The organism is Actinoplanes missouriensis 431, assembly GCF_000284295.1.
Classification (GTDB): domain Bacteria; phylum Actinomycetota; class Actinomycetes; order Mycobacteriales; family Micromonosporaceae; genus Actinoplanes; species Actinoplanes missouriensis.
Window position 1 is genome coordinate 1316472 of record NC_017093.1, and the last position, 20201, is coordinate 1336672.

Here is a 20201-nt window from a genome sequence, read left to right on the forward strand (position 1 = left end):
CGTCCGGGGAGGATATTGATGCGGCTGCGCCATCCCTCCGGCCGGATCGTGCACCTCAGCTACGGCATCAGCCTAGACCACGCCGAGACGCCGTCCGCCGCTCTGGAAGCACTCGACGCGACCGCCGCCGAGTTGCGATCCCGCTTCGGGACCGGCCTTCTCGGCGTGGCGCTCCGGCTGCCGTACCGTCTCGCCGCCGCCCTCGCGGACGACGGGCGTGCCCGCACCCGGCTGCGTGCCGAGCTCGACGCCAAGGGGCTCGAGGTCGTCACGTTGAGCGGGACGCCCGACGCCGAGGGCGGCGGCGAGAACACTGATCCGCTCGGTGACTGGAGCGAGATCGCCCGCGTCCGGCACACCCTCGACCTGGCCCGCATCCTCGTCGACCTGCTTCCGTTCGAGGAGGTCCGCGGCGCGATCGGCACCTGCGGGCTCGGTCGCGCCGACGACTGGGACGAGAACCGGCAGAAGGCCGGCGCCCGGCACCTGTCCCGGCTCTCCGCCGGCCTCGCCGACCTGGCCTGGCGGGTCGGCCGCGCGGTGCGATGCGGCTTCCAGCCCGCGCCCGGCCGGGTGCTGGACGGTCCGGAGCAGACCGTCGCGGCGCTCACCCGGGTCGACAAGGACCGGCTCGGAGTCTGTCTCGACCTGCCGGCCGTGGTGCGCGACTGGCCCGACCCGGAGGCCGGCATCGACCGGATGACCGACGCCGGTCTCTCCGTGATAACCGCCCGGATCACCGACACGACGGCCGGCTGGCAGCCGGTGCTGCGTCATCTGCTGGCCGCCGACACGGCCCGCACCGAGTATGTGGACGTCGACACGGCGGGCGGCGCGGCCGACCTGCAGCACGTGCTGGCGGAGCTCACCGCCCTCGGCCTGGTCCCCGAGCAGCAGCCCTGCACAGCGCCCTGATCACGCGGCGACCGGGTATTGATCGCGGCCTTTCGCGTCGCCGGGTCCGGTCGTAGAGTCCAGGGAGGGCATCGCCGGGAGAGAGCGAGGCCGGACCGGGAGGCGCAACCCCGTCCGGCACGACTTCTCGCCTCCCGTGGTGTGCCCTCGCGTGAGCCGGTCTCCCTCGCCGGATTGTTTCGCCGAGCCACGAGGAGGGACGACCATGGCACGACCCATCACACTCTTCACCGGCCAGTGGGCCGATCTGCCGTTCGAGGAGGTCTGCCGGCTCGCGTCGGAGTGGGGCTACGACGGGTTGGAGATCGCCTGCTGGGGTGACCACTTCGAGGTGGACCGGGCGCTCACCGAGGACGGATACATCGAGCGCAAGCACGAGCAGCTCGCCAAGCACAACCTGAAGTGCTGGGCGATCTCCAATCACCTGGTCGGCCAGGCCGTCTGCGACCACCCGATCGACGAGCGGCACCAGGACATCCTGCCGGCCGCGGTGTGGGGCGACGGCGATCCGGAAGGGGTGCGGCAGCGGGCCGCGGATCGGATGAAGGACACCGCGCGGGCGGCGGCACGATTCGGCGTCCGTACCGTGGTCGGCTTCACCGGTTCGTCGATCTGGCACACGGTCGCGATGTTCCCGCCGGTGCCGGAGTCGATGATCGAGCGGGGGTACGCGGACTTCGCCGCCCGCTGGAACCCGATCCTCGACGTGTTCGACTCGGTCGGCGTCCGGTTCGCGCACGAGGTGCACCCCAGCGAGATCGCGTACGACTACTGGACCACCCGGCGGACCCTCGAAGCGATCGGCAACCGGGCCGCGTTCGGACTGAACTGGGATCCGTCGCACTTCGTCTGGCAGGACCTCGACCCGGTCGGGTTCATCCTCGAGTTCCGTGACCGGATCTACCACGTGGACTGCAAGGACGCGAAGGTGCGGACCGGGGACGGGCGGCGCGGGCGGCTCAGCTCCCACCTGCCCTGGGCCGACCTGCGGCGCGGCTGGGACTTCGTCTCCACCGGTCACGGCGACGTGCCGTGGGAGGACTGTTTCCGAGCCTTGAACAGCATCGGGTACGACGGGCCACTCTCCGTCGAGTGGGAAGACGCCGGGATGGACCGGCTGGTCGGGGCGCCGGAGGCCCTTCAGTTCGTGCGCCGGCTGGCGTTCGACGCCCCGTCGGCGGCGTTCGACGCGGCGTTCTCCTCCCGCTGATCCGGCTGGCGAACCAGCGCAGGGCCGCCTCCGCGATGTGCGGGGGCGGCCCAACGGCTGAAACCGGCGTCAGTACGTGGTGCCGGTGCCGGTGCTGGTGCCCTTCGACCCGGCGAGCGAGTCGCTGGGTGCGAGCAGCTCGTCGGTGGTGCCCGTGCTGCTGCTGGACGTGCCGGTGTTGAGCTTCTCTCCGAGCTTGGACGACTGGATCTTGTCCTTGCCCTCGCTGTACAGCTTGTTGGCCTGCGCCTGCGCGACGCCGGCCGCCTCCTGCACCGTGGGGTTCTCCCAGATCTTCTGGGCGTTTGCCCGGATCTCTTCGTACTTCTCCCGGCCGGCACGGCTGCCCAGGACGAAGCCCGCCGCGAGACCGGTGAGGAACATCAGCTTTCCGCGCATGGTGGCGGCTCCTTCCGTTCATGACGCGCGTGCGTCTGTGGGGTGCATACCCATCCTGTCGGGGCGATACTCCCCCTCATTTGGATTCGGAGGATCTCGGCCCCCTCCGGTGGGGTATCCCCGTTGCTGGACACCCCGGATGGTCATGTAGTCTGTTCTCCGTCGCCAGGGAAACCGGGCGGCACGGAACAGAGCGATCCCCGATAGCTCAATTGGCAGAGCAGCCGGCTGTTAACCGGCAGGTTATTGGTTCGAGTCCAATTCGGGGAGCCATCCTCAACCCCAGGCTTCAGGGCCTGGGGTTTTCTGTTGTCCGCTTCTGTATAGCCCGTGGTCGCCACGCATGGTGACGGGTATCTGACAGGAGGGGCTCAGGCCGTACCCAGGGCCGAATTTGATCTTGAATTTTCCTTGCTCGTCTTTCGCCTCCCCGGGTGCGCGCGCCCGGTTAGGCTGAGTTCCGCGTTGAAATGCAGCATGTGAGGTGGTTATGTCGCAGCCGGTTGAGGTGGACGTCGTCATCATCGGCGGCGGGCTCGCCGGACTGTCGGCTGCCCGCCGGCTCGACCGCGCCGGAGTGGAATGGCTGCTCGTCGAGGCCTCCGATCGGATCGGCGGACGCGTCGCCACCGACGTGGTCGACGGCTGGCACATGGACCGCGGCTTCCAGGTGATCAACACGGCGTACCCGCGGCTGCCCGCCCTGGTCGACATCGACGCGCTCGACATGCGCTACTTCACCTCCGGTGTGCTGGTCCGCCGCGGCGCCGACCTGCACCGGCTGGAGAACCCGCTGCGGGAACCGCTCGCCACACCCAAAACGCTGCTCTCCGGCGTCGGCAGCCTTGCCGACCGGCTCAAGTTCGCCGCCCTCGCCACCCGATGCGCCACCCTGCCCGCCGGCAAGATCCTCGACATGCCGGAGACCACCACCCAGGAGATGCTGCGCAGAGCCGGCATCTCGCACCGGATGATCGAGGAAGTGCTGCGGCCCTTCTTCTCCGGCGTCTTCGCCGACCGGTCCCTGGAGACCTCCAGCCACGTCGCCGCGATGACCCTGCGCTCGTTCGCCCGCGGCCGCCTCGGCGTGCCCGCCGCCGGGATGGCCGCCCTGCCCGCCGCGATCGCCGGCCCGCTGCCCTTCCCCCAGCTGCTGATCGGTGCCCGCACCCTCTCCATCGGCCCCGGCATCGTCGTCACCGACGGCGGCGAGATCCGCTGCCGCGCCATGATCGTCGCCACCGACCCGCTCGCCGCCTCCGAACTGCTCGGCGGCCGGGTGCCGCGCCCCGACATGCACGGGCTGACCACGTTCTACTTCGGGGCGCCGCGCGCACCCATCGACGAGCCGATCCTGCTCCTCGACGGCGACCGCCGCGAGATCATCGCCAACACCATCGTGATGAGCAACGCCGCACCCGAGTACGCGCCCGGCGGCATGAGCCTCATCGCGGCCTCCGTCGTCGGCGTCTCCGCACCCTCCAGCGCCTCGGAGGCGGTGATCCGGGTCGAACTGTCCCGGATCTACGGTGCGCCCACCGACGACTGGGAACTGCTCAACGTGGTGACCCTGCCGCACGCGCTGCCGGCCGCCCGGGTGCCGCAGAGCCGGCTCCGCAAACCGGTCGCCCTCGGCGACGGCATGTTCGTAGCGGGTGATCATCGCGACAGTCCCTCCATCCAAGGCGCGCTGGCCGGAGGGTGGCGCGCCGCCGGGGCTGTCCTGGCGGCGCTCGGCGCACACGTGGGGGTGTGACGGTCCATGAGCGACGTCAATCCGGAGAATTACGCTGAATTCACCACGCAGGACGGGCCCGAAGAGCCGAGCGTGGGAGACGAGGGGCTGCCGCGCATCGAGGATCTGCAACCGCCGGACATGGTGGTCGACCCGTCCCGGCAGATCATTCTCCTGCCGAATTCCCTGGTGCAGTGATAGATCGCCTAGCTGTGGGAGCAGGGCACGGGATAGGATCGCCGCCGGTACGGGCCGGTAGCTCAGTGGGTTAGAGCAGGGGACTCATAATCCCACGTCCCGACCAAGGGGCTGTAGCTCAGTGGGTTAGAGCAGAGGACTCATAATCCTTCGGTCGCGGGTTCGAGTCCCGCCGGCCCCACCTGCGAAAACGTGGCGTTCTTTCACCTTCCGAGGTGGATGGACGCCGCATGCGCGAGTCGTCTGGTTGATCGATACTTACCGAAATGCGCAGCGTGTGGACAAAAACTGGCCCATCTAGAGGGCTTGGGCGTCCTGTAGCGCAAAGTTGCGATATGACCTCGATCACACCTCCCTCTCGTTGTCCAAGCCCAACGGTTTTGTCCAAACCTAGGCAGTACGCGTCTCCGCGCCGGCTCACGTTACGAGCGTCGCAACCATCCGGCGCAGACCTGCACACCGTCACGAGCAAACGTGACCAGACCCGCGAACAAGCCGGTTCTCAGTAGTCACCGGCACGAGGAAGGGCGGCTGGTGGAACCGGCCCTTCCCGGTCGCGTCCGTCGTGCTGGGCGGCCCTGACCCAGGGCGCGAGGCTGCGACCAGCATGCCGCGGTCCTCCACCCCGAGCCCTCCGTGTGTAGTAGATGTGCTCGCAGCGGTTAGAAGAAGGCTGCACGGATCGTTCCTACGTCCGGGGTGAAGCCTTTCCACTCCCAGTCGCTGTCCTTGTCACTGCTCGTGTCGGCATGAAAGGTTCGGTGGCACTCCGTGTCGATCACTTCGTTTTCGGTGATGCGGAACTCCAGGATCCTCGTCGGGGACGAGGGGTCCGACTTGGCGATGTGGTGGGCGGCTGCCAGCCGGTGGTTGCCGTCCAGGACCAGGCGGCGGGAGCGGCCGTCGCCGCAGATCAGCTCGTAGGTCAGGACGCAGACCGTCGGCACGACCGCCTTACGCAGAAGGCGGACCTGATTCTCGATGCCCTTGGTACGCAGGCCTTGCGGGATGGAACCATGCATGACGGGCTGCGGGTAAACGGGGATGCCGGGTGAATAGTCGATGCGGTCGTGGCGGGCTGGCTCGGCCAGCTTGTCGTTACGCACGTTGACGGGCGTCAGGGTGGCTCTATCGTTGCTGTACTCCAGGTACCACGGGGTGAGCCAGTCCGATGTTGCCGTCGGGTCGTGTATGTAAACGCTGCAAACTATGTGTTGGTGGGCGCGCAGCAGGACATTCCAGTCGGCGATCACGGTCAGCTCGCGGCGGTACAGCATGCGCAGGCGGTTCAGGCGATCCAGGGTGTTGGTGTCGTTGCTGGCGATCTTGGTTAGCTGTCGGGATTGGGTGCCGGTCAGCTGGCTCTGGCGGATGATGGCCTGGCCGACGCTCACCGCGAAGGTGATGTGGTGGATCATGCTCTGCAGCTCAGTGCGGCGGACGGTGGCGCGGGCCCCGTAACCATCAGCGAGCGTGCGGGCGTCGTCGACGAGGTCGGCTGCGCCGTCCTTGAGGCCGGTCCAGACAGAACGGGGTAGGGCGTGGGCGCGTGCGAACGTGCCGAAGGTGAGGTCGCTGTACGAGTCGGTGATCTTCGCCACGAGCTTGCTCTGCTCGGCACGACTGGCCCGGGAGTAGTGCTGCAGCGCTGCCCTGGCGTCAGCGGCGATACGCAGCGCCTGGGCGTCGTGGCCGGCGAAGCTGCGTGCGCTGCTCATGGACAGAGCCCCCATCGAGGTGATCAGTTCGGAGTTGGCTAGCGCCTCCGCGCGCCGCTCGCCTCTGCGGCCGACCAACATTGCCAGGCCGAAGAAGATAAGGCCGGTGACTACCTGGGTGGTCTGAGCCATCCAGTCGCCCCAATGCCACGACGGGTCGAGCGTGCCCGCCAGCCATCCCAGGCCTAACGGCGGTCCAACCGACAGGGTTGCGGCCAGCGTCACGAACAGCGCGGTGTCTCGCCGCCGGTCCCGCCGCTCAACGTCTGCCTGATTCTCCTCCGTCATGCCGTCCTCCGCTGGGCGACTGGAGTGGGCCGGGCCTGCAATGTCAAGCTACATAGTGATGTCCAGCGATGCTCTCGGCGTGGCCGTGGCGGCCCAGCGCCGGCGGGTCCCGAAGATGGACCGGCCCGCGTTCGAGCGCGCGGTCCTGGTGCTGCACGGCCTGATCGAGGCACTTGGGCTGGCAGGCTTCGCCGGTTCGGTAGTCCAGGATGGCAAGCCGCGGCTTCTGCTGCGCTTCGCGGCGGCGCCGGGATTCGCTCACGGCGCGGTCCTCAAGGTGTACGGTGACCGGCCCCGCGGTGAGGGTCCGCTGCTCGCTGCGTGGGGTGCGTGCGGAGTACCAACCCCACTCGTGCGTTATGGCGAGGCGGCTGGCGGCAGTTGGTTGCTGTTGGAATACCTGGACCTCACCCCGGTCGACCTCAGCTCGTCCGGCGCGTGCGCGGCTATGACTGACATGCTGGCAAGCTGGGGTGATGTCATGCACGCCGAGTCCAGCGAGGCGGCGCCGTTCCTACGGTCACTGCCCGACGTGATGCTGCCGCGCTGGCGGCAAGCGATCGGGGCGCTGCGTCGCGTCGACGCGCCGGTTCAGCGGCACTGGGCCGTGTTGGCAGAGCGGAGCTACGCGCATGGCCCGGCTCGGCCGCTGCACGGCGACCTGGCTGCAGCGAACCTGGGGATCGCCGCCGGACGGCTCGTGATCTTCGACGCCTCGGCCCTGGCCGGACCGGCCGCCTTTGACGCCGCACGGTGGGCGGCACGGCTGGCCCGCTTTGGCGTCGACCCCCGTGCGGCATACGAGCGCTGGGCCGAGCGAGAAGGGCTAGGGCCGGCGGGAGCGTTACTGGGCGTGGAGTGCGTGCTAGAGGCCGGCGCACTGATCGCCGCCCACCCGGACGTAGCCGAAGCGCTCCTGCGAGTGGCGGCAGCGCTGCTGGACGAGAATGAAACGTTGGCGAAGGCGGCGAGCCGCAAGGCAGATCAGGCATGTGATCACGGGTGGTGACGACCCGGACCCGGTCGCCGAGAAGCAGCCGGGTGGTGGGGGTCGCGATCAGGTCGTGGTCACCACGCCGTACCCGGGTGAGGAGCGCGCCGAGCCGGTGCGGCAGGTCCAGATCCGCGACGGCGATGCCCACCAGCGCGGGAGCGGAGACGGTGATGCGGCGGAAGTCGAGGGTGCCGCGGTCCAGGGACAGCGCGGACCGGGCGTCGACCCGGACCAGGATCAGGTAGGTGACCAGCGCGCCGACACCGACGCCCACGAAGAAGACGGCGGCGACACCGAGCGAGACGCCGCGGATCCGGACACCGCCGAGCAGATGCCCGAGGCCGAGGACGAGCACGCACAGTAGGACCGTGTTGGCCGCAAGCATGTTGATCAAAGGTGAGGTCATTCCGCGCATCACGCGCTTACGCGGCGGCCGATGGGCGGTTCGCTCTCGGGAGACTCCGCTGGGCGGGAACGCGGGGGTTCAGTGCTGTGCCGCCATGGAGCCGGTGAGCTCCCGATCGCGGTACGGGTGGTCCGGCCGCCGGATTCGGTCGGCTGACCGTGGCGTCCTGTCCGCGCTCGACCGGCACCCGATCGGCCCGCGGGTAGAGGAGCGGAACCAGCCCGCACGTCAGCGCCACTCCCGCTGCCTGGGCCAGCAGGAAACCCGGCACGGAAGCGGGCGCGATGCCGGCCTCGGTGCCGGTGAACATCCGCGCGATGGTCACGGCCGGGTTGGCGAAGCACGTGGACGAGGTGAACCAGCAGGCCGCGCCGATGTAGGCGCCGACCGCACCGGGGCCGGACGCGCCCCGACCGCTTCGTGTGAGCGCGGCGATGAGGACGAGCAGGCCGGTGGTGGCGACGACCTCGCTGAGCAGGATGTGGCCGCCGGACCGGGTGGTGTCCGCGATGGCCGTCACGGGCCGGTCGAACATCGCGTTACCCAGAGCCGTACCCGCGAGCGCGCCGGTGACCTGCGCGCCGACGTACCCGATCAGTTCTTTCGTGGTGAGGCCGGTCCCGGTCCGGCGGCCGAGGATCCAGTCGGCCGCGGACACGGCCGGGTTGAAGTGCGCCCGGGAGACCGGTCCGAAGGTGTGGATGGCGGCGACCAGGGCGAGCGCGACGGCGCAGGAGTTCTGCAGCAGCCGGACGCCCGCGTCGCCCGGCGACAGGTCGGCCGCCATGGCGCTCGTGCCCACCACGGCCACGAGCAGGAGGGCCGTGCCGAGGAACTCGGCGAGGAGCCGCTGAGTCAGTGACGGATGTTTCATTCTTGCTCCAGCCACTATGCCGGGCAGCGGCGAGCCGACGTCTGTCGTCCTCGTTCGCAGCCTAGGAATGCGGCCGGTCGCTGGTCAGGGCCATCCGGCCGGGCCGGCCCGGGCTCAAGAGCACATTCCTGCTCGGGGCGCCGGCGGCTACACCGGCCGGGGCTCGCGGGCTCTCTGCGGGAAGAGCAGCAGCGCGCCGATCAGGAAGCACAGCGCCCCCAGTGCCGTGCAGCTGTTCACCACCGTCGCGTTGAGCTCGTCGCCGGCTGCGGGGATGACGTACGACGCCGCTGCCGAGGCCCCGAACGCGAGGCAGCCGAGCAGGTTCACCGTGGCGATCGCCGACTCCAGGGTCCGGCGCGGGAGGCTCAGCAGGTGGCCGGTGACCTGGACGTACGCCAGGTATCCGGAGATCAGGAAGCAGATCGAGCCGAACGCGTCGGGCCGCCACACCAGGCGGTCGTAGTCGGGGGAGTCGAAGCCGAGCTGCAGGGCGCGGAAGGTCGTGGCGTTGAAGAACAGCGTCCCGACGAATTGCACGCCGCTGCTCCACCTGTCGAGCCGGGGCGGCTCGGCGCTGAGCAGCTTCGTGTCCCACCATTGCAGCCCGGCCGCCGTGGTGAAGAAGAGCGATCCCACGAAGAAGACCAGGCCGTCCACGCCCGGGCCGACGAGCTGTGCGAAGGCCGGGATGGGGGCGACGAGGAAGCAGGTCGACCCGGCGGCGAACAGGGCGGCGATCCACCAGGTCGTCCGGGAGTGTCGGCTCGCGGGCATGGACAAGTCCATCCCGGGGAGGCCCGTCGGCGCGTCATCCCGGCGGGATGACTGAGGTGGCGCCCCGGGCTCTAGATTGACGTCCATGAAAAGTCTCGGCCGGCTCCTGGCCCTGCCGGCCCTGCTCGCGGTCGCCCTGGCCGGCTGCGGACCCGGCGCCCGGGAGGCGTCGCCACCGGCTCGGGGCGCGGCCTGTATGGCCGATCCGGGCGCGGACGACGGGTACTGCGATCGCTTCATGGCCGACCTCGGCCGGCGCACGCCGCTCCCCGCCGACCAGGCGGAACCGGCGCGGGCCGCAGAGACCGCCGTGGCGCAGGCGCTCTCCGGCCGGGTCCTGGACCGCTGCAACGGCGGCGAGGGCTCCTGCGCGGAGCTGACCGCGTGGGGCGAGCGACCGGCCACACCGGACGAGATCCGCGACCGACTCGCCCCGATCGACCCCGCCGCGGTGGTCCGCGTGTCAGGTCCCGCCGATCCCGGGGTCACCGGCAGTGTGGTCTTCGGCGCGCTCGTCGGCACCATCTGCGTCTACGGCCACCAGCGCTTCAACAAGGGACCGGACCGGGTGTACGCCGGAGGCCCGCTCCCGGACGGCACGTGCCTCGCTGATCAGTAGTGCCCGTTGTTCTGGAAGTAGTTCCAGGCGCCGCACGGTGACTGATAGCGGCCCTTCACGTACCCCAGGCCCCATGTGATCTGGGTCGCCGGGTTGCTCTTCCAGTCGGCGCCGGCCGAGGCCATCTTCCTGCCGGGCAGCGCCTGGGGAATGCCGTAGGCGCCGGAGCTGCGGTTCTCCGCCTTGTAGTTCCAGCCGCTCTCCTTGTTCCACAGCTGGTTGAGGCAGGGGAACTCGGCGATCCCGAAACCGGCCTGGAGCATCAGCGTGCAGCCGATCGCCCGGCTGCCGTTGAACTCCTTGCAGGAGCCCGGGATCGGCCCGTCGAAGGGCACCGGCCCGGCGGCCTCCGCCTTCTTCTTCTCGATCTTCTTGGTCTCCAGGGTGCGCGCCTGCTTGGCGGCCCGTTTCGCCTCGGAGGCCGCCTTCTCGGCGGCCTCGTCCTCCGCCTCGTGCCGCATCGCGCGGTCCGCGGTGTGCTGGTTCTGCCGTTCCTTGAGCAGCTGCACGTCGCTGACCTCGGCCCGGGTGAGCGCGACCGGCGCCGGCGTCTCGTGCTGCTGTCCTAGATAGACACCGCCGACCAGGCCGGCGAGCAGGACCGCTACCGAGGCAGTGCGGGCACCGGCCTTCTTCCAGGCGTGGGTCACCGGGCATCCCTTCCGAGGCTGTACGAGGAAGCGCCTGAGAGTACGACGTGACGACCCGTTCCGTGCAACCGCTGTAGCGCGATCGGGCGGCTACCGTGGGTGGCGCCAGCGGTCCAGCACCTGGTCGATGGCGGTGCGGATGCGGTCCCGGGCCTCCTCGCGGGGCACCCCCGACATCAGCAATTCGTCATAGTCGGTGTCCTCGTGCCGGATCGACGCCACCACCGCGCGGGTCACCGCCTCCGGGTCCAGGGCCCGGCCCGCCGCGCTGCGACCGACCCGGCCACTGCCCCGGGCGCCGGTGTGCCGGCTGATCGCGGCGGCACGTGCCGGCGGGCAGGCGGGGAAGAGGCGGCCGATCTCCTCGGCCAGTTCCTGCTGGAACGACTCGTCGGCGACCTCGCGGCGCTCCCGGTCGCGGTCGCGGCGGCGGGCCCGGGCGTCCTCATCGGACAGGCATTCCTGCTCGGCCTGCTCCACGGCGGCCTGCTCGACGAGCAGACCCTGCCGTTCGTGACGCCGGCGCGAGCGGCTGAAGCGCACCACCACCGCGGAGAGCCGGCTGTGCTTCTTGGCGCGGCGGGTCAGCGCCACGTTGCCGGCCGGCAGGAAGACCAGGTGGTCGAGGTCGGCGCAGGTGAGGCAGAACGGCCCGGCGTCCTCCATCGTCAGCATGTCGGCGCCGGTCTGGCCGCAGCCGGCGCAGGTGAAGTCCTTCAGCGGCTGCACCACCACCAGGTCGGGGGCCTTGCCCTGCTTGGCGGTGAGTCGCTCGCGCTGGCGTTCCGGCAGGTCGGCGGGCATCCAGTGGGTGCGGAACGCCAGCTCCTGCTCGGGCCGGCCGGTGGCGGTGAAACGCAGCTGCCGCCGGTCGCGGGTGGCGGACAGGTAACCGGCCTCGCTGGGACTCAGCCCACGGCCGGCCACCCAGCGCTGGAACACCTCGAGCGCGTCGGTGAGCCGGTCGGCCGGCACGGCGGTCACCGACTCCAGGTCCGGCACGCGGCCCTGCTGCCATGCCTCCACCTGCCGGTGGGACACCCATCCGAGCCCGGTCAGCACGTCGATCGGGCTCACCTGACGCCCATGGGACAGGGCTTGCTCAGCGGCGGCGATCACCCGGCGTTCGAGCTTCGAGACGGCCTGCATGGCGGAAAGGGTATCGGTCGAGGGCGGCGCGGTTCGTGGGCGAGCGGGTTCACCGCGGTGATCGGGGAGCTTCCCGCCGTACCCGATGGCGTGCCGGGACTACCGGCGGAGATCTGCCACCGATAGGCTCTCCGAACTCGTCCACGACCTGCGGGTGATCGACTGAGAGCGCAGCTGGCGGGCATCCCCGCCGATCGTGTCGTCCAGGTCCGCGGTGCGGACGCCGGGCGGGTCGCCCGTGCCCTCGCCGAGCACAGCGCCGACCTGGCGGCGGTGGTGACCGGCGCGGGCTCCGGAGCGACGACCCCCGCCGGGTTCGTCGCCGCGGTGCTGGACGACATGGAACGCGTCGCCGCCGAGCTGCTTCCGGCCTGGCTGCCCGAGGCGGCCGACATCCACCGGACCGATCTCGGCGGGGTGGCCGCCGTCCGGATCATCGCCGAGGGCCGGGCGGCCCGTGCGCACTACAGCCGGCCGTTGCTGCGGGACCTGGCCCTGCTCGCGCTCACCGGGCAGCGGACCGAGAGCCGGCTTCCGGCCCGGGCCCGCGCCGGGCAGCTCGCCCGCCTGATCGCCGAGAGCTTCGGCCGGGAACGCTGCGTGCTGCTCGTGTCGCCCGCCCCGGGCCTCACACCGCTGGAACGCGATGCGGCGGTGGCCGGCGGTGACTGGCTCGCCCGTCACGCCCGCGCGGGGATCTGGCTGGTCAGCGACGTGCCGGTCGACGTGGAGCGGGTCCCCGTGGTGACTGTGGACAGTTGGGCCGATGAGCCCGGGCCGCCGCCGGTTGTCCGGGCCGGCGGGCCGGAAGCGGTCGTCGTCGGCAGGCCGCACCCGGCCAGCGCGGTGGAGGCGGCTCTGGAGGCCGCGCTCGCCGCCGAGAGCTGGGCCGCCGGCCGCCGGTGGAACCAGACTTATCAGCCGACCGCGCTCAGCGCCCCGATCCGGCTGGATCTCTGCTGGCCGCGCGAACGGTGCGTGGTGGAGCTGGACGGACCGGAGCACTGCCATCCGGTGCGTTTCGAGGCCGACCGGCAGCGCGACGTTCAGTTGCAACTCGACGGCTACGCCGTCCTCCGATTCACCAATGCACGTGTCGTCCACGACGTGGGCGCCGTGGTGCATCAGATCGGCACCTATATTCGGGGCCGGCGGCGCGACACAGCGGAAGGAAGCTGACCATGGCTGGCGACGAACTCACGCCCTCGGAGAACGCCATTCTGATCGTTCTCATGGCGGAGGCACGCGAGGTCCTCAACACCGAGCTGCGCGAGACGTACGGCCTCGACGTGCGCAAACCGGCCCGCGACAAGCTGGGCCGCAAGGGGTACGCGGTCAGCCGGAAGAACGGGCGCACCTTCGCGCTGGAGCTCGGCGACAAGGGCTGGGTGCACGTCCAGGAGCAGCTCAACTTCCGGTCGAACGGCGCCACCGCCCAGGCCGCGGCACTGACCGCCCTGCTCAACGGGCTGCGCAGTCGCGTGCTGGACCGCAGCGGGTGCACGTCCTTCGCCGAGCTGTTCGCCCTCACCGACGTGCGGGGCTCGGCATCGGCGCCGGAGCAGGGCCAGGTGCTGCGGACCCGGATCGTGAACGCGTACGACGCGCTCACCGACGAGCCCGGTGGCTGGGTCAGCCTCACCCGGCTGCGGCGGTTCTTCGGCGACGTCCCGCGCGCCGACCTGGACGAGGCGCTGCGCCGGGTGAGCCGGGAACCCGGCGTCACGCTCGCGCCGCAGTCGAACCAGAAGGTTCTCACCGACACGGACCACGCCGCCGCCCTGCACATCGGCGGGCAGGACAAGCACGTGCTGTCGATCGGTGTGTGATGGAGGAGCAGGAACGCGCCGCGCTCGCCGCGCTGCGATTCAACTGGGCGCCGGTCCCGGACGACGTCTGGCGGCCGATGCCGTTCCACGTCGACGGCCTGCACCCGGCGGTGATCCGTGACGTGCTCGACGGGGTGGCCGACGCCCGGACCAGCGACGGCGGCAGCCCGATCGGCCTGGTGATCCAGGGGCAGCGCGGCTCCGGCAAGACGCACCTGCTCGGCTGGGTCCGCCAGCAGGTGCAGGAGCAGGGCGGTTACTTCTTCCTCGCCGGGCTCCTCGACGGCGCGGGATTCTGGGACAGCGTGCTGGCCGCCATGCTGGACGGCCTGTCCCGCCCGGTGCCCGGCAGCCGGCAGACCCAGCTGGTGATGCTGCTGCGCCGGCTGTCCGCGATGGTGGGCGCGCCGCGTACGGCACGGCGGGCCGTCATGGGGGAGACCGAGCTCACCAAGGCGTCCCTGGACGCGTTCATCGAAGGGCTCGGCGAGTTCGACCGGCAGGTCGCCCGCGCGAGTCAGGACACCGCTCGCGCGCTGGCCCTCAGCGCTTCCGAGGATCTCAGCCATCGTGACCTGGCGGAGAACTACTTCCTCTCCGGTGAGGAGTCCGAGCCGGGCGAACGCGCGGCGTGGGGCATGCGCCGGGCGCCGCGGCGACCGCAACTGATCGTGCAGGACCTGTCCTGGCTGCTCGCCCTGACCGGCCCGTCGGTGATCGCCATCGACCAGATCGACACGCTCATCGCGCAGAGCTCGATCGCGGCGGGCGCCGACCTGCAGAAGGCCGTCCGGATCAGCCCGGAGCAGGCCTATCTGCTCAGCCAGATCGCCGAGGGACTGATGAGCCTGCGGCAGGTGACGCGGCGGACGTTCACGGTCGTCGCCTGCATCCCGGATTCCTGGGCGACGATCCGCGCCATGGCCACCGACACGGTCGGTGACCGGTTCCGCCTGGCGCCCACCCTGGAGGTCATCAAGGACGACGACCTGGGCCGGGCCATCATCGAGAAGCGTTTCACCGTGCGGTACGCGGACATCGGGTTCACTCCGCCGTACCCGTCGTGGCCGGTCCTGCCGCAGGCCTTCGCCTCCGCCGGCGACTACACACCCCGCCAGCTGCTCATCGAGATCGACACGCACATCCGCCGGTGCATCGCCGAGGACGTGGTCCTGGAACTGGAGCGGCTCGGCGCGCCGCCGTCCACCGAGCCGCACGCGCCGCGCCCGATCGCACCGGCCGTCGCCGTCGACGAGCTGGACCGGTTCGACGCCCGCTTCGCGGAGCTGAAACGGGCTGCGGACGTCGCCGGACCGCTGGCGAAGTCCGGTGAGGACGCCCTCGTGCCGGACCTGCTCGCCGCCGGGCTCACCGCGTGGATCCTGGAGCGCGGCGACGCCGGCGAGGCGTTCTCGGTCGACCCGCCGCCGAGCACGAATCCGCCACTGCACGCCCGGCTCCGGCTGACCCTCGACGAGAACACCGAGGACCAGGTCCACTGGTGTTTCCGGGCGATCAGCCACGAGCATCACGGCAACGCCGCGCTCTCCCGCATCCGCAAGGCGGCCATGGCGGCCGGTCTCGATCAGCAGATCACCAAGCGCAAGCTGTTCCTGCTCCGCAGCGGCGGCTGGTCCGGGGCGGCGACACGCAAGGCCGTGGACGCGTTCGAGGCGGCCGGCGGCCGGGTTCTCGAGCTGGACGGCGAGGATCTGCGGGTGCTGTCCGCACTGCGCGTGATGCTGTCCGAGGAGAGCATCGACCTGCAGGCGTGGCTCGCCGACCGGCAGCCGACGACCGGCGTGCGGCTGATCCAGGAGGCCCTGTCCGACGCCGCCGGGAACGGGCCTGCCGCACCGGCATCGGAGCCGACGCCGACGCCGGCACCGGCTCCGGTGGTCACCTCATCCGAGGGAACCTTCACCATCGGGTACGGCTACGACTCCGGCCGACCGGCGGCGCTCCCGCTGGAATCACTCCGCAAACACGCGACGATCTTCGCGGGCTCCGGCTCCGGCAAGACCGTGCTGATCCGCCGGATCGTCGAGGAATGCGCCCTGCAGGGCGTCTCCAGCATCGTCCTCGATCCGAACAACGACCTGGCGCGGCTCGGCCAGGGCTGGCCGGAACCGCCGGCGCAGTGGCGCGGTGGTGACGCGGCCAAATCGGCCGAGTACCTGGCCTCCACGGACGTCGTCGTCTGGACGCCGCGGCGGGTGGCCGGCCGCCCGCTCAGTTTCCAGCCGCTCCCGGACTTCCGTGGCGTGCTGGACGATCCGGACGAGTTCGCCGAGGCGGTCGAGGCGGCCGTCGCCTCGCTCGCGCCCCGGGCGATGGTGTCCGGGCGTGCCGCCAAGGCGCATCTGGGGCTCGCGGTGCTGCGCAAGGCGGTCGAGCACTACGGCCGTCGCGGCGGCACCGGGCTCAAAGGACTGATCGACACCCTGTCCGACCTGCCGGACGGCATCATCGACCTGGACGGCGCCGACAAGATCGCGCTCGGTCTGGCGCAGACGCTCACCGCCGCCATGGTCAACGATCCGCTGTTCGGCGGCGAGGGCACGCCGATGGACCCGGGCACGCTGCTCACGCCGGCGCCCGGGAAGCGCGCCCGGGTCTCGGTCGTCAGCCTGATCGGGCTGCCCTCGGACGACGCGCGCCAGAGCTTCGTCAACCAGCTCCAGATGGCCCTGTTCGCCTGGATCAAGAAGAACCCCGCGGGCGACCGGCCGCTCCTGGGCCTGCTGATCATGGATGAGGCGCAGACCTTCGCGCCGTCCGGCGCCATGACGGCCTGCACCCAGAGCACCCTGGCGCTGGCGGCGCAGGCCCGCAAGTACGGCCTCGGGCTGATCTTCGCGACCCAGGCGCCGAAAGGCCTGCACAACAGGATCCCGGGCAACGCGGCGACCCAGCTCTACGGCCTGCTGAACAGCCCCATCCAGATCGAGGCGGCCCGGGAGATGGCGAAGGCCAAGGGCGGTGACGTCCCGGACGTCTCCCGACTGACCGTGGGCGAGTTCTATCTGGCGGCAGAGGGGGCGGCGCCCGCGAAGATCCGGACGCCGCTGTCCCTGACCCATCACCCGCGCAGCCCGATGACCGTCGAGGAGGTCCTGCGAGTCGCGCGGCCATGAGGCCGGATCCTTGGCAACGGCCCCGGAAGGTGGCATCGTCGAGCGGTGATCGACCCGTACCTGTGGCTTGAAGATCTTGATTCTCCGGATGCTCTCCGGTGGGTCTCGGAGCGGAACGCGGAGACGCTCGCGTCGCTGGCCGACGCGGAGTTCGCGCGGCTGCGGGATGCCGTCCGGGAGGTGCTGGACAGCAAGGAGCGGATCTCGTTCCCAGCTTGGGGCGGGGACGGGTTCTACTACGACTTCTGGCGGGACGCCGACCATCCGCGGGGGCTGTGGCGGCGGACCACGCCCGAGGAGTTCCGGTGCGACGAGCCGGACTGGGACGTGTTGCTGGACCTCGACGCGCTGAACGCGGCCGAGGGCACGAACTGGACGTGGGGCGGCGCCACCGTGCTGCGCCCGGGGTACGACAGGTGCCTGATCTCGCTGGCCCGGGGTGGTTCGGACGCCGTGGTGGTGCGCGAGTTCGACCTGGTCGCCCGGGCCTTCGTCAAGGACGGGTTCGCGCTGCCGGAGGCGAAATCCGACGTCGGCTGGATCGACGCCGACCACATCTTCGTGGCGACCGACTTCGGTGACGGCTCGCTGACCTCGTCCGGGTACGCACGGATCGTCAAGCGGTGGCGACGCGGCACCCCGCTGTCCGAGGCGGAGACGGTCTTCGAGGGACAGCACGACGACGTCCTGATCAGCGCGTCACATGACCCGGCGCCCGGTTTCGAGCGCGACTTCGTGGTCCAGCGCGTCGAGTTCTTCCGCACCCGGTACCACCTGCGGCGACCGGACGGGGAACTGGTCCGGATCGAGATCCCCGAGGACGCCGACTTCGACGTGCACCGGGAGTGGATGCTGATCCGCCTCCGGACGCCGTGGCGGGAGTTCCCGGCCGGCGCGCTGATCGTCACGGACTTCGACGACTTCCTGGCGGGCGGGCGCGACCTCACCGTGCTGTTCCAGCCGGACGACCGGACGTCGCTGAGCTCCTACGCGTGGACGCGCCACCACCTGCTGCTCGCCACGCTGGCCGACGTGAAGACGCGGATCGAGATCCTGACGCCGGGCTCGCCGTCGTGGACGCGGGAGCCGCTCGACGCGGCCGGCGAGTTCGACAACACCTGGATCGTGGACACCGAGCCGGAGAGCTCGGACGCGTACCTGATCGCCTCCGAAGGGTTCCTGCAACCGGCGTCGCTGCGGCTCGGGGCGAGCACCGTCCTCAAGCGGGAGCCGGCCTTCTTCGACACGGACGGCCTGGCGGTCCGGCAGCACTTCGCGGTCTCGGCGGACGGGACGAGAGTGCCGTACTTCGTGGTCGGCGGCGACGGCTGCGGGCCGGCGCTGCTCACCGGGTACGGCGGTTTCGAGATCTCCAGGACCCCGGACTACGGCGGGGTGCGCGGTCGGGGCTGGCTGGCCCGCGGCGGCGCCTACATCCTCGCCAACATCCGGGGCGGCGGCGAATACGGGCCGGCCTGGCATCAGGCCGCGCTGCGGGAGAACCGGACCAAGGCCTACGAGGACTTCGCGGCCGTCGCCCGCGACCTGGTGGACCGCGGCATCACCACGCCCGCGCAACTCGGCATCACCGGCGGCAGCAACGGCGGGCTGCTGATGGGCGTCATGCTGACCCGCTATCCGGAGCTGTTCGGCGCGGTGGTCGCGGCGGTGCCGCTGCTCGACATGCGCCGCTACACGAAACTGCTGGCCGGCAAATCCTGGATCGCCGAGTACGGGGACCCGGACGTCCCCGGCGACTGGGAGTTCCTGCGGGGGTATTCGCCCTATCAGAACGTCCGGCCCGATCGGCCGTACCCTCCGGTCCTGTTCCTCACCTCGACCCGCGACGACCGGGTGCATCCCGGGCACGCGCGGAAGATGCTCGCGCTGCTGCGCGAGAACGGGCACGAGGCGTGGCTCTACGAGAACGTGGAGGGCGGGCACGGCGCGGCCGCGGACAACGAGCAGGCCGCCACCCGTGAGGCGCTGTGCCTGGAGTTCCTCTGGCGCAAGCTCCACCAGCGGGGATGAAACCGGGACAAGCGTGGCGGCGGCCTTTGCGCAGGTCGGTGACGTCCGTACCATCGGGCGGTGCGGATTCGAGGGGTCGTCGCGGCACTGATCAGTGTCGGTCTGCTGAGCGCGTGTCAGAGCGGTGGCTCGGCGGGGCGGGTGACCGGTCTGCCCGTACCCTCGCAGGGGTCTTCCGTCTCCTCGCCGCCGGCGTCGCCGTCTGAGCCGGCGTCAGCCTCGCCGTCGGCGTCACCGTCCGCCTCCACCTCGGCCTCCAGCTCGGCCTCCGCGTCGGCCTCGCCTTCGGCTTCGGGCTCGAAACTTCCGAAACCCGGCAATCCGAAGGGGCGCGCCTCCGTTCCGGCGGCGGCCAGGGCGGCCGACACCAGCGATCCCACGCGTACGGTGGGAGACGGCACCCCGGAGAGCTGCACCTCCGCCGCGGTGGTGAAAGCGGTCGCGGCCGGCGGCGTCATCACGTTCGACTGTGGACCCGCGCCGGTGACGATCACGATGAGCGCGACGGCGAAGGTTCGCAACTCCAGCGCGAAGGTGGTCCTCGACGGCGGCGGCAAGGTGACGCTCAGCGGGGCCGGAGAACGCCGCATCCTCTACATGAACACCTGCGACGACGCGCAAGGATCGGTCAACGGCCCCTGCAACGACATCGACGCGCCCCGCCTGACGATCCAGAACATGGCGTTCACCAAGGGAAACAGCTCGGACGACGAGGGCGGCGGCGCGGTCTACGTGCGCGGCGGGCACGTCAAGGTCGTCAACTCGCGGTTCACCGCCAACCGCTGCGCCCGGACCGGCCCGGACCTCGGCGGCGCGGCGCTGCGCGTCTTCGACCAGGGCGGTGACCAGCCGGTCTACGTCGTCGGCAGCACGTTCACCGGCGGCCGGTGCTCGAACGGTTCCGCGCTGAGCAGCATCGGGGTCTCCTGGATCGTGCTGAACAGCTACTTCTCCGGCAACAAGGCGGTCGGAAAGGGCGCGAACCCGGCGCGGGAGGGCACCCCCGGAGGCGGCAGCGGCGGCGCCATCTACATGGACGGCGACGCCATCAAGCTGACCCTCGACGGCACGGTGATCGAGAAGAACACGGCGGCCGAGGGCGGCGGCGCCGTCTTCTTCGTCAGCAACAACCGCACCGGCACGATGACCGTGCGCAATTCGACGCTGCGCAAGAACCCGAGCGCGGTCTTCGAGACGAGCGGTTTCCCGGGCATCTTCTTCATGGGGGCCGGAGAGCCCGTCGTGAGCGGCTCAACCCTCCGCAAGTAACCG

The 20201-nt window shown here is 70.7% G+C and carries 18 protein-coding genes, 2 tRNA genes and 1 pseudogene; 13 read left to right on the top strand and 8 right to left on the bottom strand.

Going from position 1 to position 20201, the window contains the following annotated elements; genetic code table 11:
• Nucleotides 1-18: 18 nt before the first annotated feature.
• Both AMIS_RS06225 and AMIS_RS06230 read left to right on the top strand, forming a co-directional pair.
• Nucleotides 19-915: an apurinic/apyrimidinic endonuclease family protein gene (locus AMIS_RS06225; RefSeq protein WP_014441352.1), complete on the top strand. Its 897-nt coding sequence runs from the start codon at nucleotides 19-21 to the stop codon at nucleotides 913-915.
• Between the two features lie 205 nt (nucleotides 916-1120).
• The gene (locus tag AMIS_RS06230; protein WP_014441353.1) at nucleotides 1121-2125 is read left to right on the top strand and encodes a sugar phosphate isomerase/epimerase family protein; all 1005 of its coding nucleotides are present in this window, start codon (nucleotides 1121-1123) and stop codon (nucleotides 2123-2125) included.
• A gap of 69 nt (nucleotides 2126-2194) precedes the next feature.
• Here the strand turns inward: AMIS_RS06230 and AMIS_RS06235 are convergent, their stop codons facing one another.
• On the bottom strand, nucleotides 2195-2524 hold the full coding sequence (locus AMIS_RS06235; RefSeq protein ID WP_014441354.1) for a hypothetical protein: 330 nt from the start codon (nucleotides 2522-2524) through the stop codon (nucleotides 2195-2197).
• A 197-nt stretch (nucleotides 2525-2721) separates the two neighbouring features.
• Between AMIS_RS06235 and AMIS_RS06240 the strand changes: the two genes are divergently transcribed.
• The 4 genes from AMIS_RS06240 to AMIS_RS06250 all read left to right on the top strand — a co-directional run bounded on the left by AMIS_RS06240 (nucleotide 2722) and on the right by AMIS_RS06250 (nucleotide 4638).
• A tRNA-Asn gene (locus AMIS_RS06240) sits at nucleotides 2722-2797 on the top strand.
• 217 nt (nucleotides 2798-3014) lie between these two features.
• Nucleotides 3015-4280, top strand: a complete 1266-nt coding sequence (locus tag AMIS_RS06245) for an NAD(P)/FAD-dependent oxidoreductase (RefSeq protein WP_014441355.1) — start codon at nucleotides 3015-3017, stop codon at nucleotides 4278-4280.
• A gap of 6 nt (nucleotides 4281-4286) precedes the next feature.
• Nucleotides 4287-4457, top strand: a complete 171-nt coding sequence (locus tag AMIS_RS43270; protein WP_014441356.1) for a hypothetical protein — start codon at nucleotides 4287-4289, stop codon at nucleotides 4455-4457.
• 107 nt (nucleotides 4458-4564) lie between these two features.
• Nucleotides 4565-4638, top strand: a tRNA-Ile gene (locus AMIS_RS06250).
• A 481-nt stretch (nucleotides 4639-5119) separates the two neighbouring features.
• On the opposite strand, the gene AMIS_RS06255 is transcribed toward AMIS_RS06250, so the two are convergent.
• Entirely contained in the window at nucleotides 5120-6463 is a 1344-nt protein-coding gene (locus AMIS_RS06255; RefSeq protein ID WP_014441357.1) for a hypothetical protein, read from the bottom strand.
• 58 nt (nucleotides 6464-6521) lie between these two features.
• On the opposite strand from AMIS_RS06255, the gene AMIS_RS43925 reads away from it, so the two are divergent.
• Nucleotides 6522-7472, top strand: coding sequence for a phosphotransferase (locus tag AMIS_RS43925; protein WP_231859245.1), 951 nt, complete (start codon nucleotides 6522-6524; stop codon nucleotides 7470-7472).
• A gap of 37 nt (nucleotides 7473-7509) precedes the next feature.
• Here the strand turns inward: AMIS_RS43925 and AMIS_RS44930 are convergent.
• The 3 genes and pseudogenes from AMIS_RS44930 to AMIS_RS06275 form a co-directional block, all read right to left on the bottom strand.
• Nucleotides 7510-7872 (bottom strand): annotated as a pseudogene (locus AMIS_RS44930) (hypothetical protein); the annotation flags it as partial.
• A gap of 7 nt (nucleotides 7873-7879) precedes the next feature.
• Nucleotides 7880-8737 carry an aquaporin gene (locus AMIS_RS06270; protein WP_014441360.1) on the bottom strand — a complete coding sequence of 286 codons (858 nt, stop codon included), beginning with the start codon at nucleotides 8735-8737 and terminating at the stop codon, nucleotides 7880-7882.
• Nucleotides 8738-8884: 147 nt separating this feature from the next.
• Nucleotides 8885-9514, bottom strand: coding sequence for a hypothetical protein (locus AMIS_RS06275; RefSeq protein WP_051041846.1), 630 nt, complete (start codon nucleotides 9512-9514; stop codon nucleotides 8885-8887).
• 85 nt (nucleotides 9515-9599) lie between these two features.
• Between AMIS_RS06275 and AMIS_RS06280 the strand changes: the two genes are divergently transcribed.
• Nucleotides 9600-10133 (top strand): hypothetical protein, encoded by a 534-nt coding sequence (locus AMIS_RS06280; protein WP_014441362.1) that lies wholly within the window; start codon nucleotides 9600-9602, stop codon nucleotides 10131-10133.
• On the opposite strand, the gene AMIS_RS06285 is transcribed toward AMIS_RS06280, so the two are convergent.
• Complete coding sequence (locus AMIS_RS06285) at nucleotides 10127-10783, bottom strand: aggregation-promoting factor C-terminal-like domain-containing protein (protein WP_014441363.1); 657 nt, start codon at nucleotides 10781-10783, stop codon at nucleotides 10127-10129. The genes AMIS_RS06280 and AMIS_RS06285 overlap by 7 nt on opposite strands.
• A 90-nt stretch (nucleotides 10784-10873) precedes the next feature.
• Complete coding sequence (locus AMIS_RS06290; RefSeq protein WP_014441364.1) at nucleotides 10874-11932, bottom strand: DUF2293 domain-containing protein; 1059 nt, start codon at nucleotides 11930-11932, stop codon at nucleotides 10874-10876.
• A 273-nt stretch (nucleotides 11933-12205) separates the two neighbouring features.
• On the opposite strand from AMIS_RS06290, the gene AMIS_RS06295 reads away from it, so the two are divergent.
• From AMIS_RS06295 to AMIS_RS06310, 4 genes are read left to right on the top strand one after another with little or no spacing between them, the layout of a single operon-like run.
• The gene (locus AMIS_RS06295; RefSeq protein WP_014441365.1) at nucleotides 12206-13111 is read left to right on the top strand and encodes an endonuclease domain-containing protein; all 906 of its coding nucleotides are present in this window, start codon (nucleotides 12206-12208) and stop codon (nucleotides 13109-13111) included.
• A gap of 2 nt (nucleotides 13112-13113) precedes the next feature.
• Nucleotides 13114-13761, top strand: coding sequence for a hypothetical protein (locus tag AMIS_RS06300; protein WP_014441366.1), 648 nt, complete (start codon nucleotides 13114-13116; stop codon nucleotides 13759-13761).
• A complete protein-coding gene (locus tag AMIS_RS06305; RefSeq protein ID WP_014441367.1) occupies nucleotides 13761-16898 on the top strand; it encodes a helicase HerA domain-containing protein in 3138 nt (1045 codons plus the stop codon). The genes AMIS_RS06300 and AMIS_RS06305 overlap by 1 nt, the downstream gene beginning before the upstream one ends.
• Before the next feature lie 45 nt (nucleotides 16899-16943).
• The gene (locus tag AMIS_RS06310; RefSeq protein WP_014441368.1) at nucleotides 16944-18929 is read left to right on the top strand and encodes a prolyl oligopeptidase family serine peptidase; all 1986 of its coding nucleotides are present in this window, start codon (nucleotides 16944-16946) and stop codon (nucleotides 18927-18929) included.
• A gap of 116 nt (nucleotides 18930-19045) precedes the next feature.
• On the opposite strand, the gene AMIS_RS43935 is transcribed toward AMIS_RS06310, so the two are convergent.
• On the bottom strand, nucleotides 19046-19423 hold the full coding sequence (locus AMIS_RS43935; RefSeq protein WP_231859246.1) for a hypothetical protein: 378 nt from the start codon (nucleotides 19421-19423) through the stop codon (nucleotides 19046-19048).
• On the opposite strand from AMIS_RS43935, the gene AMIS_RS06315 reads away from it, so the two are divergent.
• The gene (locus tag AMIS_RS06315) at nucleotides 19413-20198 is read left to right on the top strand and encodes a hypothetical protein (protein WP_231859247.1); all 786 of its coding nucleotides are present in this window, start codon (nucleotides 19413-19415) and stop codon (nucleotides 20196-20198) included. The two genes, AMIS_RS43935 and AMIS_RS06315, sit on opposite strands and share 11 nt — an antisense overlap.
• Nucleotides 20199-20201: the final 3 nt, after the last annotated feature.

Coding starts and splice junctions, on each gene's coding strand:
- AMIS_RS06225 (WP_014441352.1), top strand. CDS start 19: ATGCGGCTGCGCCATCCCTCCGGCCGGATCGTGCACCTCAGCTACGGC.
- AMIS_RS06230 (WP_014441353.1), top strand. CDS start 1,121: ATGGCACGACCCATCACACTCTTCACCGGCCAGTGGGCCGATCTGCCG.
- AMIS_RS06235 (WP_014441354.1), bottom strand. CDS start 2,524: ATGCGCGGAAAGCTGATGTTCCTCACCGGTCTCGCGGCGGGCTTCGTC.
- AMIS_RS06245 (WP_014441355.1), top strand. CDS start 3,015: ATGTCGCAGCCGGTTGAGGTGGACGTCGTCATCATCGGCGGCGGGCTC.
- AMIS_RS43270 (WP_014441356.1), top strand. CDS start 4,287: ATGAGCGACGTCAATCCGGAGAATTACGCTGAATTCACCACGCAGGAC.
- AMIS_RS06255 (WP_014441357.1), bottom strand. CDS start 6,463: ATGACGGAGGAGAATCAGGCAGACGTTGAGCGGCGGGACCGGCGGCGA.
- AMIS_RS43925 (WP_231859245.1), top strand. CDS start 6,522: ATGTCCAGCGATGCTCTCGGCGTGGCCGTGGCGGCCCAGCGCCGGCGG.
- AMIS_RS06270 (WP_014441360.1), bottom strand. CDS start 8,737: ATGAAACATCCGTCACTGACTCAGCGGCTCCTCGCCGAGTTCCTCGGC.
- AMIS_RS06275 (WP_051041846.1), bottom strand. CDS start 9,514: ATGCCCGCGAGCCGACACTCCCGGACGACCTGGTGGATCGCCGCCCTG.
- AMIS_RS06280 (WP_014441362.1), top strand. CDS start 9,600: ATGAAAAGTCTCGGCCGGCTCCTGGCCCTGCCGGCCCTGCTCGCGGTC.
- AMIS_RS06290 (WP_014441364.1), bottom strand. CDS start 11,932: ATGCAGGCCGTCTCGAAGCTCGAACGCCGGGTGATCGCCGCCGCTGAG.
- AMIS_RS06300 (WP_014441366.1), top strand. CDS start 13,114: ATGGCTGGCGACGAACTCACGCCCTCGGAGAACGCCATTCTGATCGTT.
- AMIS_RS06305 (WP_014441367.1), top strand. CDS start 13,761: ATGGAGGAGCAGGAACGCGCCGCGCTCGCCGCGCTGCGATTCAACTGG.